13 protein-coding genes and 1 tRNA gene are annotated in these 14,953 nt (G+C 65.9%); 5 read left to right on the top strand and 9 right to left on the bottom strand.

The annotated features are described in order from the left end of the window. Nucleotides 1–31: 31 nt before the first annotated feature. The 4 genes from ACSQ1X_RS01255 to ACSQ1X_RS01240 form a co-directional block, all read right to left on the bottom strand. Entirely contained in the window at nucleotides 32–712 is a 681-nt protein-coding gene (locus tag ACSQ1X_RS01255; RefSeq protein WP_436056353.1) for an L-ribulose-5-phosphate 4-epimerase, read from the bottom strand. Beyond that, on the bottom strand, nucleotides 709–2,472 hold the full coding sequence (gene araB / locus ACSQ1X_RS01250; RefSeq protein WP_436056352.1) for a ribulokinase: 1,764 nt from the start codon (nucleotides 2,470–2,472) through the stop codon (nucleotides 709–711). The genes ACSQ1X_RS01255 and araB overlap by 4 nt, the downstream gene beginning before the upstream one ends. A gap of 128 nt (nucleotides 2,473–2,600) precedes the next feature. Further along, the gene (locus tag ACSQ1X_RS01245; RefSeq protein ID WP_436056351.1) at nucleotides 2,601–3,614 is read right to left on the bottom strand and encodes a LacI family DNA-binding transcriptional regulator; all 1,014 of its coding nucleotides are present in this window, start codon (nucleotides 3,612–3,614) and stop codon (nucleotides 2,601–2,603) included. Nucleotides 3,615–3,618: 4 nt separating this feature from the next. Next, nucleotides 3,619–5,277: a substrate-binding domain-containing protein gene (locus ACSQ1X_RS01240; RefSeq protein ID WP_436056350.1), complete on the bottom strand. Its 1,659-nt coding sequence runs from the start codon at nucleotides 5,275–5,277 to the stop codon at nucleotides 3,619–3,621. Nucleotides 5,278–5,494: 217 nt separating this feature from the next. Here ACSQ1X_RS01240 and ACSQ1X_RS01235 point away from each other — a divergent pair, with 217 nt between their 5' ends. Further along, nucleotides 5,495–6,298: a dioxygenase family protein gene (locus ACSQ1X_RS01235; RefSeq protein WP_028270374.1), complete on the top strand. Its 804-nt coding sequence runs from the start codon at nucleotides 5,495–5,497 to the stop codon at nucleotides 6,296–6,298. A gap of 74 nt (nucleotides 6,299–6,372) precedes the next feature. Here the strand turns inward: ACSQ1X_RS01235 and ACSQ1X_RS01230 are convergent. Beyond that, a tRNA-Lys gene (locus tag ACSQ1X_RS01230) sits at nucleotides 6,373–6,445 on the bottom strand. A gap of 244 nt (nucleotides 6,446–6,689) precedes the next feature. Here ACSQ1X_RS01230 and ACSQ1X_RS01225 point away from each other — a divergent pair. The 3 genes from ACSQ1X_RS01225 to ACSQ1X_RS01215 all read left to right on the top strand — a co-directional run bounded on the left by ACSQ1X_RS01225 (nucleotide 6,690) and on the right by ACSQ1X_RS01215 (nucleotide 9,325). After that, a complete protein-coding gene (locus tag ACSQ1X_RS01225) occupies nucleotides 6,690–7,349 on the top strand; it encodes a hypothetical protein (RefSeq protein WP_055801804.1) in 660 nt (219 codons plus the stop codon). 340 nt (nucleotides 7,350–7,689) lie between these two features. Then, on the top strand, nucleotides 7,690–8,307 hold the full coding sequence (locus ACSQ1X_RS01220) for a DUF47 domain-containing protein (RefSeq protein ID WP_055801806.1): 618 nt from the start codon (nucleotides 7,690–7,692) through the stop codon (nucleotides 8,305–8,307). Between the two features lies 1 nt (nucleotide 8,308). Beyond that, nucleotides 8,309–9,325, top strand: coding sequence for an anion permease (locus ACSQ1X_RS01215; RefSeq protein ID WP_436056349.1), 1,017 nt, complete (start codon nucleotides 8,309–8,311; stop codon nucleotides 9,323–9,325). Between the two features lie 81 nt (nucleotides 9,326–9,406). Here ACSQ1X_RS01215 and pstB read toward each other — a convergent pair whose 3' ends face one another. The 4 genes from pstB to pstS all read right to left on the bottom strand — a co-directional run bounded on the left by pstB (nucleotide 9,407) and on the right by pstS (nucleotide 13,589). Next, the gene (gene pstB, locus ACSQ1X_RS01210) at nucleotides 9,407–10,186 is read right to left on the bottom strand and encodes a phosphate ABC transporter ATP-binding protein PstB (protein ID WP_011690076.1); all 780 of its coding nucleotides are present in this window, start codon (nucleotides 10,184–10,186) and stop codon (nucleotides 9,407–9,409) included. 45 nt (nucleotides 10,187–10,231) lie between these two features. Next, complete coding sequence (gene pstA, locus ACSQ1X_RS01205; RefSeq protein WP_436056348.1) at nucleotides 10,232–11,341, bottom strand: phosphate ABC transporter permease PstA; 1,110 nt, start codon at nucleotides 11,339–11,341, stop codon at nucleotides 10,232–10,234. Continuing rightward, entirely contained in the window at nucleotides 11,342–12,274 is a 933-nt protein-coding gene (pstC, locus tag ACSQ1X_RS01200; protein WP_028270368.1) for a phosphate ABC transporter permease subunit PstC, read from the bottom strand. 193 nt (nucleotides 12,275–12,467) lie between these two features. Next, entirely contained in the window at nucleotides 12,468–13,589 is a 1,122-nt protein-coding gene (gene pstS / locus ACSQ1X_RS01195; protein WP_436056347.1) for a phosphate ABC transporter substrate-binding protein PstS, read from the bottom strand. Between the two features lie 236 nt (nucleotides 13,590–13,825). Between pstS and ACSQ1X_RS01190 the strand changes: the two genes are divergently transcribed. Next, nucleotides 13,826–14,953 (top strand): FUSC family protein, encoded by a 1,128-nt coding sequence (locus ACSQ1X_RS01190; RefSeq protein ID WP_436056346.1) that lies wholly within the window; start codon nucleotides 13,826–13,828, stop codon nucleotides 14,951–14,953.

Below are 14,953 nucleotides of genomic sequence, written 5' to 3'. Positions count from 1 at the left end.
GGGTTCTCCTGAAGAATTGGGGCGGCCTGCGCTACTGGCCGTAGACGTTCTGGTAGCGGGCGTAGAGGGATTCGATGCTGCCCTGGTCGATGGGGAGCGGTTCGCCCAGCTGGCGGGAGATATGGACGGTGCGCGCCACCTCCTCGCACATCACGGCCGCCTTGACCGCAGAGCGGGCATCCTTGCCGATGGTGAACGGGCCGTGGTTCTGCATCAGGACTGCCGGGGAGGTGGAGTTGCGCAGCGTCTCCACGATTCCCTGGCCGATCGAGTCGTCGCCGATCAGGGCGAAGGGGCCCACCGGGATGCTGCCGCCGAACTCGTCGCTCATCATGGTGAGCACGCAGGGGATCGCTTCGCCGCGGGCCGCCCACGCCGTTGCGTAGGTGGAGTGCGTGTGGACCACACCGCCCACTTCCGACATATGCCGGTAGACGTATGCATGCGCGGCAGTGTCCGACGACGGCGAGAACGGCGGGTTGCCCCACTCGCCCTCAGCGGGGACGCCGTAGAGGTCCGTGACAACCATGCTCTCGGGTGTGAGGTCCGCGTAGGCGACCCCGGACGGCTTGATGACCATCAGGTCCTGGCCGGGAACACGGGCGGAGACATTGCCCGCCGTCCAGACCACTAGTTCGTAGCGGGTGAGTTCGGCGTGGAGATCGCAGACCTCGCGGCGGACCCGGGCGATGGTTTCCAGGAGGTCGCTCATGCGGACACCTGCTCATCGGCCGGTTCAGCGGCGGCTGGTTCAGCGGCGCCCGGTTCAGCGGCGGCCGCAAACGACGGCCTCGCCGCACGCTGGATGGCCTTGAGCCGGTGCATCACACTGTTCGTGCCGCGGCCGAAGTAGTCGTGCAGCGTGCGGTACTCCCGGAAGAGTTCCTCGTAGGCGGCAACATTTTCCGGAATCGGAATATAGATCCCGCCGGGCTCCGAACCCATGGCGGCTGCGGCAGCGCGGATGTCCGGGTATTTGCCGGCCGCGACGGCGGCGTGGATGGCCGAGCCAAGCGCGGGTCCCTGGGTTGAGCCGATGGTGGAGAGCGGCAGGCCGGTGATATCCGCGTAGATCTGCATGAGCAGCTTGTTCTTCAGCAGGCCGCCGGCCACGATGAATTCCTTGACCGGCACTCCCGAGTCCCGGAAGGCGTCCACAATGGTGCGCGTGCCGAAAGCAGTGGCTTCCAGCAGCGCGCGGTAAGTGTCTTCGGGCTTGGTAGCGAGCGTTTGGCCCACCACAACTCCGGAGAGTTCGTGGTCCACCAGCACCGAACGGTTGCCCGAGTGCCAGTCCAGGGCAATGAGCCCGTGTTGGCCGATTGCCTGGCGTGACGCCAGTTCCGTCAGGTATTCGTGGATGCCAAGGCCCAGTTCGGCGGCCGCCTGATGGTATTCGGGCGGCACGCCATTGCTGGTGAACCAGCCGAAGATGTCCCCCACACCGCTCTGGCCTGCCTCGTAGCCCCATAGCCCGTCCACGATCCCGCCGTCCACCACGCCGCACATGCCCGGCACTTCACGGAGCTCGGCGCCGTTCATGACGTGGCAGGTGGAGGTGCCCATGATGGCCACCAGCTGCCCGGGCTCCACGGCCTTCGCTGCCGGCGCCGTGACGTGGGCGTCCACGTTCCCCACTGCGACGGCGATCCCTTCCGGCAGCCCGGTCCAGGCGGCTGCTTCTGCCGTCAGGTACCCGGCCGCATCGCCGAGTCGTCCGATGGTGTGCTCCAGCTTGGAACTAACGAAGTCCTTGAAATCCGGGTTCAGGGCGGACAGGAAATCCTCGGACGGATAGCGGCCGTCCTGGTAGATGCCCTTGTACCCTGCGGTGCAGGCGTTGCGGACGTAGTTGCCGCACAGCTGCCAGACGATCCAGTCGGCAGCTTCCACCCAATGGTCCATGGCGGCGTAGGCTTCCGGGTCTTCCTCCAGTAGCTGGAGCCCCTTGGCGAACTCCCATTCCGAGGAGATGAGTCCGCCGTAGCGCGGCAGCCAGTTTTCGCCGCGGTCCGCGGCCAGGGCGTTGATCCGGTCTGCCTGCGGCTGTGCCGCATGGTGGCGCCACAGCTTCACGTAAGCGTGCGGCCGGTTGGCGAAACCGGAAATTTCGTTCAACGGCGTGCCGTCCGACGTGACCGGGACCATGGTGCAGGCCGTGAAGTCGGTAGCGATGCCCACCACGGCGGCGGGGTCGATCCCGGCGTCGGCAATGGCTGCGGGCACCGCCCGGCGCAGCACGTCACGGTAGTCGTCGGGCACCTGCAGCGCCCATTCGCCGGGCAGCCGCGCGGCACCTTCGCCAGCGAGGTCGCCGGGGAGCGCATCCGTCACCACTGCGTGCGGGTACTCAAACACGCCGCTGCCAAGTTCCTTGCCGTCCCGGACGCGGACCACGACGGCCCGCCCGGACAGCGTGCCGTAGTCGACGCCGATCACAAAGCTGTCTGAACCGTCTGCTGTGACGTCCATCTATTCCTCCAATAGTCTCCGCGGCTTTGCGGTTGCCCTTAATTGTTAGCGCTAACAACATTGCTGTCAAGGCATGGCTGCGAGCCAGGATGGTCCCGGCTCCGAAAGGCGCGGTTGGTGAGGGGTGGTCAGGCGGGCGGGGCGGTGCTTGCCCGCACAACGATCCGGGGCTCCACCACCGTGGCGCCCGCTCCGGCTCCGTCCTCCAGGAGGGCCAGCATCATGTCCATGCAGCGCCGGCCGAGTTCCTCGAAGTCCTGGCGGACCGTGGTGAGCGGCGGCGTGAAATATCCGGCTTCCGGCTGGTCGTCGAACCCCACCACGGATACGTCCTGCGGCACCCGCACGCCCGCTTCGCCGAACGCCCGCAGCAGGCCCAGGGCCATCTGGTCGTTTCCCACGAACACCGCGGTGGCAGCATGTGCGACGGCAAGCTGCTGGCCGATCCCGTAGCCGCTACCGGCACTCCAGTCGCCTTCGACGATCAGGTCGTCAGCCAGTCCCGCCTGCACCAGCGCCTCGCGCCAGCCTTCGGCGCGCTCCGCGCCATCGATCCAGTCCCGGGGCCCGGAGATATGCCCGATGCGCTTATGGCCCTGCTCAATCAAATGTTCGACGGCGAGACGGGCACCCAGCTTCTGGTCCACCATGGCGCCGCTGAACCGGCCTTCGCCGCTGGAACCCACCACCACTACGGGCACGTCCAGGTTCAGGTTGTCCAGGGCCTGCAACGTGCCGGTATGCGGAACCAGCGCCACGATTCCGTCAACGCCCTGGTCCATGAAGTGTCGCGCGGCATCGGCGATCGATTCCGCGCTGACCTCGCGGATGGCCGCGATGCTCACGAAATAGCCGGCATCGCGGGCGGCCTGCTCCACTCCGAGGAGGGTGTTGGCGGGTCCGTACTGGGACAGCTCGCTGGCCAGGACGCCGATGGTGTGCGAGCGCCGCGTCACCAGGCTGCGCGCCGCGGTGTTCCGCCGGTATCCCAGTTCGGCAATGGCAGCCTCAACACGTTCCCTGGTTGCCTTGCTGACGTTGGGATGATTGTTGATGACGCGGGACACCGTCTGGTGCGAGACGCCGGCACGTTCCGCTACGTCTTCAAGTCGCGGAAGGCGCCGCTCGCTGCTGTAAGCCATGAAGCTATTGTGCGCGAGCCTGCAGCGCATCCACGAAAACGCTCGGGATGTCCTCCGGATTCCTCGCAACATAGCTCGTGCCGCCGGTGACTTCCGAGATTTTCCGGAGGGTCTCGGCGTCCGCGTCCTCGGTGATGCCGATGCTGACGATCACCACGGGCTTGGCGGGGTCCCGTTCGCGTTCCAGGGCTTGCAGCAGTTCCTCGAGGCTGAGTGAATCCGGATCTTCATTGGCGCCGTCGGTAAACAGGATCACGCTGTTGACGGCGCGGGCATCGTAGTTCGCCTTGACGGTGCGGTAGGCGGCAAGGGTCGTGTCGTACAGTCCCGTGGCACCGCCGGTCCGCTGGTCCAGCCCGGAGATATCGGCCACGAGACGGTCGCGCTGCGTGACGCCGCCAACCAGCTGGTCCATTTTCCGGATGGGATCAAGCTCCACGTAGTCCTGGCTGCCGCCTCCCAGCCCAATGGAAAACGCCCACATGCCCAGGGCTGCGGTTTTGGGAAACAGCTTGCTGCCGGCAATGGCGGCCTGCTGCGTGAGCTGCATGCGGGTCTGCTCTCCCGCCTGAAAGTTCATGGAGCCGGACACGTCCATGACCACCAGCGATCTGAAGGGAATGGCCTGGAGGGACCATCCTTTGAGCGTCCGCTGCACGGATTCCGATGATGCCGGCTTGAGGGCCGCAACGCTGCCCACGCCCTTCTGGTCCGGCGTGCGGTTGCCGTCCACAGGCCGAAGGCCGGTGTCGGCGAGCGCTTTCATTCCGTCCTCGGTTGCCAGGGCGGATGCCAGCGCCCTGGCGGCGTCCGTGACGGCACCGCCGCGGGCCCTGCCCCCGGCTGTGAGGGCCACGGGGTAGTCCAGCGACACGGACCCGGTGTGCGGCATCGACGCGGCAAGCTTTGCGCCGGCGGGTGTCTGCGCGAAGGACAGCCACGCCTGCTCGGTGACGATGGCGAATCCCCCTCCGGAGGCCACCCCTTCGAGCTGCTTGGCGTCGGTCAGCTTCTCTCCCGTGCGCTGGCTCTCGCTCTGGGCCAGCTGTGCGGTGGCGGCCTGCAGCGTCTTCGCTTCCGCGCGCCCGGTCTCCACTTCGGAGAGGGCGCCCAGCAACGCCACTTCCCCGCTACCGGTCACCAGCGGGTCGCTGAACCGGACGCCGGGAGTCTGCAGGGCGCTGATCCAGGTGGCAAATCCGGGAACCTCCCCCTGGCGCCCAACAATCACCCCGGGCGTCGAGGCGAGGGACGGCACGGTGATCTCAGGCGCCATGGCAGCCCCCACGCGCTGCACCCGGACGGCCGAGTCGGCCACCCACAGATCCGGTGCGTCCTTGCCCGCGGCCACCGTCGCAGCCAGCTCTGGCTGGGTCCGGGTTTCGATCGTGTATTTCACGCAGGCCCCGGCGGGCACCTTCGCAGCCGCGCTCTCCAGCGCCGGTGCGATGGTGGCATCGGCGCCGACACGCACTTCCGCAGGGACCTCGCACCGTTGGGCGGCCAGGGGCGACCGGTTCCCGGTGATCCAGAGGACAGCCGCGGCGGCAACGGCAATGGCCACCACCACGCCGGCGATCATGAGGATTCTTGGCCAGAAGAACGGTGACTTGCGGGGGAATCGGCCGTGGCGCTGGGGGCCGGCTGCTCGGCGACCTGACATGGGCGCGGTACCTAACTGCTGGGGATCCTGAAGGGCGGGAGGCGTTTGCCGGCCACTCTCCCTTGCTAGCGGGAACCCCCAAGTCTGGCTGCAAAACCGTTCCAGTATACGTAAGTGAGTGGCTGGCATCACATCCGCTCCCACTCCGGCAATCGGCGCCGCACGGCCGTCGAAGTTGATAGTTGAAGTTTCAAGTAAATGATCCTAGAATAAAAGCATGACGCAGACACTTGACCGCCCGCCGGTACTCTTCCTGAGCCACGGAGCCCCTCCCCTGGCCGACGATGCCCGCTGGACCAGCGAGCTCAGCGCATGGTCGGGCACCTTCGGCAAGCCGAAGGACATCCTGATGGTTTCCGCGCACTGGGAAAACGCGCCGGTGACCCTCAGCGCCACTACCCGGAACCCCGGGCTCGTGTACGACTTCTGGGGCTTCCCGCAGAAGTACTACGACGTCACGTACAACGCACCCCAGGCCGGGGAACTGGCCACCGAAGTGGAGAAGCTCGTTTCCACCCACGGGCACCACGTGGAACGCGACGAGGAACGCGGCCTGGACCACGGCGCCTACGTGCCGCTCGTGGAAATGTTCCCGGAGGCCGACATCCCCGTGCTGCAGATGTCCATGCCCACCCTGGATCCGCAGGGCCTTTTCAACCTGGGCAAGACGCTGGCGCCGCTGCGGGACCGCGGCACGCTCATCGTGGGATCGGGCTTCACCACGCACAACCTGCGCTGGTTCAACCCCGCAGCCGGGCCGGACACCACGCCGCCCTCCGTTTCAAGCGAATTCGACCATTGGGCAGAGGAAACCATGGCGGCCGGCGACGTCGACTCCATTCTGGACTTCCTCAAGAAGGCGCCGGCCGCGCGTGAAGCGCATCCCCGCAGCGAGCACTGGGCTCCGCTCTACGTAGCCCTGGGCGCAGCCTACGAATCCGGCGACCTGAAGGCGAAAACGGCCATCGACGGGTTCTGGTTCGGCCTCTCCAAGCGCTCGTGGACACTCACCGGCAAATAAAAGTCCGGACAACAAAAAACCTCCGGCCTCCTGTTACCAGGAGGCCGGAGGTTTTCCACTCTTCGCTAAAAGAGTGGGCCCTGTGGGGATCGAACCCACGACCCACGGATTAAAAGTCCGATGCTCTACCAACTGAGCTAAAGGCCCCAGCTGACTGCCACATTTGTGCGCGGCAAGCGCACGCAAACGGACCATCAGCCCAGTCCATTTCTGGACGTTAAACACTGTACCGCACGCCGAGGGCAGCTTTGGCACAACGCCGCGCGGCGCCGTCGTGCGTTAAGAACGCCGGCCAAAACAGAAACGATGGTATCCGCAGCATGCCTCAATACCCCTTAAACCGCCCGGCGGCAAGCTCGATAACAGAACAGCACAGGAGTAGCGTGGGGGCATGAGCGAGCAAGCAGGATCCAAGGCCTACGGCGGCGCAAACCGGCATCACAAGCCCAAGCCTTTTGCGCCCATCGACTTCGAACCGTTCGCGGGCGGCGCAGACCCTGCCCGGGTGTCCGAGGCCGCGCACCTGGCGGCCCAGGCACTCGTGCGCCACGGTCGCGACAGCGACGACCCCAAAGTGACCAAGCGCCTCGTCAAGCTTGCCGATGAGCAGGGCCTGGAGGCCATCGCCGAAATGTGGGCCGAAAGCCCCGCCCGGTCCCTGCCCGGCGCCCTCTGGCGCCTGTACGCGCTGCGCGCCGCCACCATCCAGGACCCCGAGCGCATCTCCGTGTACTTCAAGGCCGGCAAGGACACGGCGCAGGTTTCCAATGTGGTTGCGGGTGCTGCCGAGCCGCCGGGAGCGGACGAAATGAAGACGATGGCGGATGCCATCCTCTCCGGAGCGTTCGACGGCGAGTTCGACGTCGCGCTGGAACGTTCCGCCGCGTTTTGCCGCGTGGTGGCCCTCGGCCAGGCCACACTGGCCGACGGAGCCGAACACAGCAACGAGAACCACGCCAGCAAATTGACCCGCAATTCCCACCTCCTGGTGAAGACCGCCGAGGACCTCGAGCACGCCGCAAACGCCTGGCGGCTGGGCGAACTGGACTGACGGCCCTCCAGCCGGACCGGCCAGCCCGGCGAGGCACAAGTGCGGGCGGAGCAAGCTGCGCAAGTCTTCCACTGTTACGCACGGAGGAGCCCGGCTGTCAATGTTGACTTGGTTCAGCCAAAGTAGAAAACTGAAAGCGGTGCCGAACCGCGAAACCCCCGGGCTTCAACATTTAGCCGCCTAGAGCGGCCTACCGCCGAGAGGCGTATCCGGTTCGGCACCACTTTCATGCCCGCGCTGAATCAGCCGGTAAACTAATCCGCATGTGCGGGTCAACGTCAAGTCACATGGCCCCGGGGCCACATTCCATGCCGCTCCCTACCGTCGCCGGAATCAGAAGGTGAGGCTCCGCCTCTTTCCGCAGGAGCCCGCCGGGCTGCACCTGCTCTCGCAGATGGCCCGCCAAATAGTCCTCGCTACCGGAACCCTGGCCGAAATCCTCGGCGTCCCGGCCACAGAGCACAACCGCCTGGTCGAAGACATGCACGACCACGAGGCCAAGTCCGCCGAGCTGCAGTTCGCGCTGCTGACCCACATGCGCACCAGCTTCGTGAACCCGCTCCCCCGCGAGGACATGTACGCGCTCTCCCGCTACCTCAATGAGGCCATGGAAAAGCTGGACGCCGCGGCGGAACTGGTGGCCCTGTACAAGCTCGAGCGCCTCTCCAAGCGGGCCGCCGACCAGCTGGAAGTCATCAGCCGGCAGGCGGAGCTCACCGTGGACGCAATGCGGCGGCTGAACGACCTGGACGATCTGGAGGATTACTGGATCGAGATCCTGCGCCTGGCCAAGCGCGCGGAGCGGACCCACCGGGTGTGGGTTGCGGACATGATCAAGGACATGAAGTGGGCCCAGTACGCACGGAACCGGGACGTCGCCAACCAGCTGGTGGAAGTCACGAAGGACATGCGGCGTATCGCCACCCAGGTGGGCAGCATCATCGTCAAGGAATCCTGACGTGACCTTGTTCTTTTTCGCCGTGGTGGTGCTGTTCGCCGCCGCGTTCGCCTTTCTGAACGGTTTCAGGGACGCGTCAACGTCCGTGGCCCTGGCCGTGCGGACCCGGGCCCTGACCCCCACCGTGGCCGTCCTGCTGGCAGCACTCTTCAACTTCGCCGGGGCCGCGCTGAGCGGGCTCCTGGCCCTGCAGGTCAGCAGGACGTGGATCTCGCTGCCGCAGGGGGAAAACGGACTGACCATCCTCGCCGCCGGCCTGCTCAGCGCCGTGGTGTGGGGCGTCTACACGTGGTGGCGGGGCATCCCGTCTTCATCCACGCACGCCCTGGTGGGCGGGCTGGCCGGCGCAGGCCTGGCCAGCGTGCTGGTGGGCGGCAATGCAGTGGACGGCGTGAACAACTCCCTGCTGTTCCAGGTAGTGCTGCCCCTTCTGCTCTCCCCCGTGATCGCATTTGTGGGCGCCTACCTGCTCGTCTGGCCGGCCACCTGGGCGGCCCGCTACACGCCTCCCAACGTGGTGAACAGCCGCTCCCGCCGTACCCAGGCAATAGCCGCCGGAGCAGTGGCCTTCGGCCACGGCCTGCAGGACGGACAGCGGACAGGTGCCGTGCTGCTCCTGGCGCTCCTCGCCGCGGGGCTGTCCGACGGCGCCGCCATACCCGGATGGGTGCCCCTGCTCACCGCGACAATGCTGACGGCGGGAACCCTGGCCGGGGGCTGGCGCATTTCCTACACCGTCGGCTACAGGCTCACCCGGATCGACCCGCTCCGCGGCTTCGTGGCCCAGCTGTACAGCTCGGTGATCCTGCTCCTCGGCGCGATCGGGCTGCACTGGCCGGTGTCCACCACGCACACCGTGACGGCAGCCGTGCTGGGTGCCGGCAGCAACCAGGGCTTCCCGGTGACCAACCGCAGGCTGGTCCTCAGGATCCTCGCCTTCTGGGTCCTCACCCCCGTGCTGACGGCAGCGGCGGCTTTCGTGCTGGAGCTCTCCCTCTCGCCGCTCGCGGACCTTTAAAGCACCATCGGTTGCTCCGTAGATGCCGTTATGAGGTGCCAAAACGGCGGTTACGGAGCAACCGATGAAGGGAACTAGCCCTTAGCCGAAGCGACCGGAGACGTAGTCTTCCGTCGCCTTCTGGGTGGGGTTGCTGAAGATGGTGTGGGTATCGCCCACTTCGATCAGCTTGCCCGGCTTGCCGGTTCCGGCGATGTTGAAGAACGCGGTCCGGTCCGAGACGCGTGCGGCCTGCTGCATGTTGTGGGTAACGATGACCACCGTGTACTGGTCCTTGAGGTCGTTGATGAGGTCCTCAATGGCCAGCGTGGAGATGGGGTCCAGCGCGGAGCAGGGCTCGTCCATCAGGATCACCTGCGGCTCCACCGCGATGGCGCGCGCAATGCAGAGGCGCTGCTGCTGGCCGCCGGAAAGGCCGGACCCCGGCTTTGCCAGACGGTCCTTCACTTCGTTCCACAGGTTGGCGCCCTGCAGGGAGCGCTCCACCAGGGCATCTGCCTCGCCCTTGGATATCTTCTGGTTGTTCAGCTTCACGCCGGCCAGCACATTGTCCCGGATGGACATCGTGGGGAACGGGTTGGGCCGCTGGAACACCATGCCGATCTGCGAACGCACGGTCACGGGGTCCACGCCGGGGCCGTAGAGGTTGTCCCCGTCCAGCAGCACCTCGCCTTCCACGCGGGCACCCGGAATCACTTCATGCATGCGGTTCAGCGTCCGCAGGAACGTGGACTTGCCACAGCCGGACGGGCCGATGAATGCCGTGACGGACTTGGCCTCGATGTTGATGTTGACGTCCTCAACGGCCAGGAACTTGCCGTAGTAGACGTTCAAATCCTTGACGTCGATGCGCTTAGACATGGTATTCCTTCACTTGCTGGGTACGAATCGAATTTTACCGGCGGACTAGCGGCCGGTCTTGGGTGCGAAGATCCTGGCGATGAGCCGTGCGCCGAGGTTCAGCAGCATGACCAGGATGATGAGCACCAGCGCGGCACCCCATGCCCGCTGCGAGGAGGGATCCGGGTTGGACGGCGAGGTGGGGTTCAGGATCTGGGTGTAGATGAACGTGGGCAGCGAGGCCATCCAGCCGCTGAACACGTTGGTGTTGATACTGGTGGCGAAGCCCGCGGTCACCAGGATCGGAGCGGTTTCGCCGATCACGCGGGCAATGGCCAGGGTGACGCCGGACGCGATGCCGGAGATCGCCGTCGGAATGACCACCTTGAGGATGGTCCGCCATTTGCGGACGCCCAGGGCGTACGCTGCCTCGCGGAGCTCGTTGGGCACGATTTTGAGCATTTCCTCGCTGGAGCGCACCACCACCGGGATCATCAGGACGGAAAGCGCGACGGCGGCCACGGCCCCCGTTTTGGTGCCCGGCCCCACCACAGCGAAGAAGAACGCGGCGGCGAAGAGGCCGGCGACGATCGACGGGATGCCTGTCATGACATCCACGAAGAACGTGATGGCGCGGGCCAGCGGGCGGTCCTCGCCATATTCGACGAGGTAGACGGCGGTCAGCAGGCCCACGGGGACGGAGATGACGGTGGCCAGCAGCGTGATCTGGATGGTGCCGACCAGGGCGTGGTAGATGCCGCCCATAACGGGCGCACCCTGTTCCACGCTCTTGTTGTCGAAGGCGCCGGTGACGCCGTTCATGGAAGTGCTGAGGAAGCCAGGATCAAGGAGCCCGGGGAGCCCGTTGATGAGGACGGTCAGGATCACGGAGATCAGCGGCAGCAGGGCGACGAGGAAGGAACCGACCACCAGGCAGGTGGCAAGTTTGTCCTTGGCCTTGCGCCCCCCTTCGACGGCGGCGCTCCAGCCTACAAGGCCGGCAGTGAACAGGATGGCGGAGACGATTCCCCAGCCGAAGGCGTTGAAGCCGATCACGGCCATGATGGCGGCGCCGACCACCAGGGCCAGTACCAGGACGACGTACGGCGCTAACTTGGGCAGCTGTCCCTTGGTGAGGGCGGAGCGCTTGCGGACCGGAGTGAGGGTGGAGGTCATTTAGTTGGCTCCCGAGAATTCTTTGTGCCGGCTGATGATCCAGCGGGCAATCATGTTGACGCCCAGCGTGATGACGAACAGGACCAGGCCTGCCGCGATCAGCGTGCTCACCTTCAGGCCGCTGGCCTCCGGGAAGTTCAGGGCGATTTCAGCGGCGATGGTCTGGTTGCCGGACTGGATCAGGCTGGCGGTGAGGGCGCCGGAGGACAGCACCAGCGCCACGGCCATCGTCTCGCCGAGGGCGCGGCCCAGGCCAAGCATCACGGCGCTTACGATGCCCGGGCGGCCGAACGGCAGAACCGCCATCTTGATCATTTCCCAGCGGGTGGCACCCAAAGCTAGTGCGGCTTCCTCGTGCAGCTTGGGGGTCTGCAGGAAGATTTCGCGGCTCAGGGACGTGATGATGGGAAGGACCATCACGGCCAGCACGATGCCGGCGGTGAGGATGGTCTTGCCGGTGGCTGACGCGGGGCCCTGGAAGATGGGCAGCCAGCCCATGTTGTTGGCCAGCCAGTCGTACGCCGGGGAGATTTCCTTGGCCAAAAACGCGGCGCCCCAGGCGCCGTAGACCACCGACGGGATGGCGGCCAGGAGGTCGATCACGTAACCCAAACCGGAGGCGAGGCCGCGGGGTGCGAAGTGCGAGATGAAGAGCGCGACTCCGATGGCCACGGGGGTGGCAATGACCAGTGCGATGATTGCTGCGATCACGGTGCCGATGACGATCGGCCAGATGTAGGCGAAGAAGCCTTCGCCGCCTTGGATCTTGTCCGGCGAGGCCACGAGGGCCGGGATGGCCTGGACTACCAGGAACAGGGCAACGCCGAAGAGCACGGCGAGGATCAGGCATCCTGCGGCCAGGGCGGCTCCGGAAAAGACCTTGTCTCCGGCGCGCCCTGCGCCCCGGGACTTTGTCAGGGAGGTGGTGGTCACAAACGATCCTCTGGGTTCGAATAGAACCGACTGCCTGGTCCGGATAATCCGGCAAGCAGCGGTGGAACTGGCTTTACTTCGGACAAACACCTAGGTTCCCCGCCCCGGAATGACGGTCTGTGACCGCCCCTCCGGGACAGGGAACCAGGTTCAGGCTCGTGTTTCCACTATGCCTTGCTGTGCAGCGAATTCCCTAGGACTTGACCTTGATGGATTCGATCGCAGCAACGGCCTTGTCCTGCAGGGTCTTGGACAGCGGCGCGGACTTCGCGGCGTCGGCGGCGGCCTGCTGGCCGGCGTCGGACACTACGTAGCTTTCGAATGCCTTGACCAGGTCAACGGTTTCCTTCTTGTCGTAGGTGGTGCAGACAACGTGGTAGGAAACCAGGACAACCGGGTAGGCGCCGGCGGCGGTGGTCTTGCGGTCCAGCTTGATGGCAACATCGGTGGCGGCGCGACCGTCAACCGGCTTGCCGGCTTCTACAGCCTTGGCAGCGGCATCGGGGGAGATCTTGACGAACTCCTCGCCCACCTTGATGGCGGCGGTGCCCAGCTTGCCGCCCACGGCGGAGTCATCAGCGTAGGTCACGGCGCCCGGGGTGTCGGTGACGGTCTTGACGACGCCGGAGGTGCCCTTGGCGTTCTCGCCCTTCAGGGAAGCGGGCCAGATGCCTGCAGCCTTGTCGGTCCAGACCTCGGGAGCGGCGGCAGCCAGGTAGTCGGTGAAGTTGCTGGTGGTGCCGGAGTCATCGGAGCGGTTGACCGGCGTGACCTTCAGGTCCGGCAGCTTGGCGTCCGGGTTGAGGGCGGCGATCGCGGGGTCGTTCCAGTTGGCGATTTCGCCGCGGAAGATCTTGGCAGCCGTGGTGGCGTCGAGGTTCAGTTCCTTGACGTCCGGGATGTTGAACGCGATGGCGATCGGGGAAATGTAAACCGGGATGTTGATGGCGCCTTCGGGGCCGCACTTTTCCTTGGAGCTGGCGAGCTCCTCATCCTTGAGGTAGGCGTCGGAACCGGCGAACTGTGCCGAACCGTCGATGATGGCCTTGCGTCCCGCGCCGGAGCCATCCGGGGAGTACTGCACGGAGGCGGACTGGTTGGCTGAAGCGAAGCCGGCCTTCCAGGCATCCATGGCTGCGCCGGTGGAGGATGCGCCGATGCCGGTCAGCGTGCCGGTGACGCTGGCGCCCGAGGCGGACGGAGTACCGGACTGTGCCGTGTTCGTCGCGTTGTCTGAACCACAGGCGGTGAGCGCGAGTGCGCCGGCTGCGATGACAGCGATAGCCGCGTGGCGGCCGAAGCGGAGTGCCTTCACTAGATGTACCCCTTCCAGGGATTTTCTGATGCGTGCCGGACCGGAGACGTCCGAACAGAAGAAGTTGGGTACTTTTTGTACCTTTATCGAAGTTATGGGCCTTAGGTAACGGGATGTGGGGACGAAGGTGAACGGAGGGTTAACGACGGCGGGACATCGGCTTACATGTGCAGCGTCACCATTGCGCACATCACATCTCCGGCCGTAGTGCAATGCCAGTGAATAGACTGGAACGCATGGCCCAACCGACTGGAATTTCCGCCAGCAGAAGATTCCTGCGAACCAGGATCCGCACCGGGGTGGTCCGTAGCCGGAATTCCCTGGTGCCGGCCATCCAGATGACGGTCTGCGCCGTGGGCGCGTACGCGTTCGCCGAATACGTCCTCGGCCATTCAGGCCCGCTGTTCGCTGCCACGTCTTCCCTCATTGCGCTGGGATTCTCCCGCGAGCCACGGCTGCGCAGGGTGATGGAGGTGGGGCTGGGCTGCACCATCGGCATCGCGGTAGGTGATCTGCTCCGACACTGGCTGGGCGGCGAAATCTGGGTTGCCGCCGTCGTACTTCTTGTCTCGATCCTGCTGGCACGTTTCCTGGACAGCGGCAACATCTTCACCACTCAGTTGGGGCTGCAGTCGCTGTTGGTGGTGCTGCTCCCGGCCCCGGCCGGCGGGCCGTTCACGCGGAGTATCGACGCCATCGTGGGCGGCCTGTTCGCGCTGCTCTTCACCGTCCTCGTGCCGAAGGATCCCAGGCGGGAACCCCGGAAGGATGTGCAGAAGCTGCTGCACGAACTTGCGGAGGTGCTGCGTGATTGTGCGTCCGCGCTGACGAACAGCGACTCCACCGAGGCGTGGCACGCCCTGGTTCGCGGCCGGAACTGCCAGCCGCTGGTGGACGCGATGCGCCAGTCGCTGCGCGCCTCCGGTGAGGTGGCCACGCTGGCCCCGGCCTACCGGCGCCACCGAGACGAGATCGGCAGGCTGGAGCAATCGCTGGATTACATCGACCTGGCGCTCCGTAACAGCCGGGTTTTCGCGCGCCGCCTGACCAGCGCCATCAACCACGCCGCGCTCTCGGACGAGGCCACGGAGAACATCGCGGAGGTCCTGCAGGAAACCGCGGCCGCCATCGACGAACTGTCCCTGGGCCTCGCTGAAATGCACGAAGGAGTCCGGCGCGCCCACCTCCGGACGTCCCGGCTGGAGCTGACCGAAATCGCCGGCCGGCTGCACCCGCGGATGCTGGACGTGCAGCGGCTCGAGGGCGAAACGGTGGTCATGCTGTTCCGCCCGCTGATGGTGGACCTGCTCGAAGCCACCGGAATGGACTCCAAGGAAGCCCGGGACATCCTGCCGCCGCTGTAG

The sequence above is a fragment of the Arthrobacter sp. LjRoot78 genome (assembly GCF_964254335.1).
Classification (GTDB): domain Bacteria; phylum Actinomycetota; class Actinomycetes; order Actinomycetales; family Micrococcaceae; genus Arthrobacter.
Note: the sequence above shows the minus strand (reverse complement) of the source record. Positions and strands in the feature narration are given on the sequence as shown.

Excerpts from the sequence above, each read along its gene's own strand:
- ACSQ1X_RS01255 (WP_436056353.1), bottom strand. The coding sequence starts at position 712 with ATGAGCGACCTCCTGGAAACCATCGCCCGGGTCCGCCGCGAGGTCTGC.
- araB (WP_436056352.1), bottom strand. The coding sequence starts at position 2,472 with ATGGACGTCACAGCAGACGGTTCAGACAGCTTTGTGATCGGCGTCGAC.
- ACSQ1X_RS01245 (WP_436056351.1), bottom strand. The coding sequence starts at position 3,614 with ATGGCTTACAGCAGCGAGCGGCGCCTTCCGCGACTTGAAGACGTAGCG.
- ACSQ1X_RS01240 (WP_436056350.1), bottom strand. The coding sequence starts at position 5,277 with ATGTCAGGTCGCCGAGCAGCCGGCCCCCAGCGCCACGGCCGATTCCCC.
- ACSQ1X_RS01235 (WP_028270374.1), top strand. The coding sequence starts at position 5,495 with ATGACGCAGACACTTGACCGCCCGCCGGTACTCTTCCTGAGCCACGGA.
- ACSQ1X_RS01225 (WP_055801804.1), top strand. The coding sequence starts at position 6,690 with ATGAGCGAGCAAGCAGGATCCAAGGCCTACGGCGGCGCAAACCGGCAT.
- pstB (WP_011690076.1), bottom strand. The coding sequence starts at position 10,186 with ATGTCTAAGCGCATCGACGTCAAGGATTTGAACGTCTACTACGGCAAG.
- pstA (WP_436056348.1), bottom strand. The coding sequence starts at position 11,341 with ATGACCTCCACCCTCACTCCGGTCCGCAAGCGCTCCGCCCTCACCAAG.
- ACSQ1X_RS01190 (WP_436056346.1), top strand. The coding sequence starts at position 13,826 with ATGGCCCAACCGACTGGAATTTCCGCCAGCAGAAGATTCCTGCGAACC.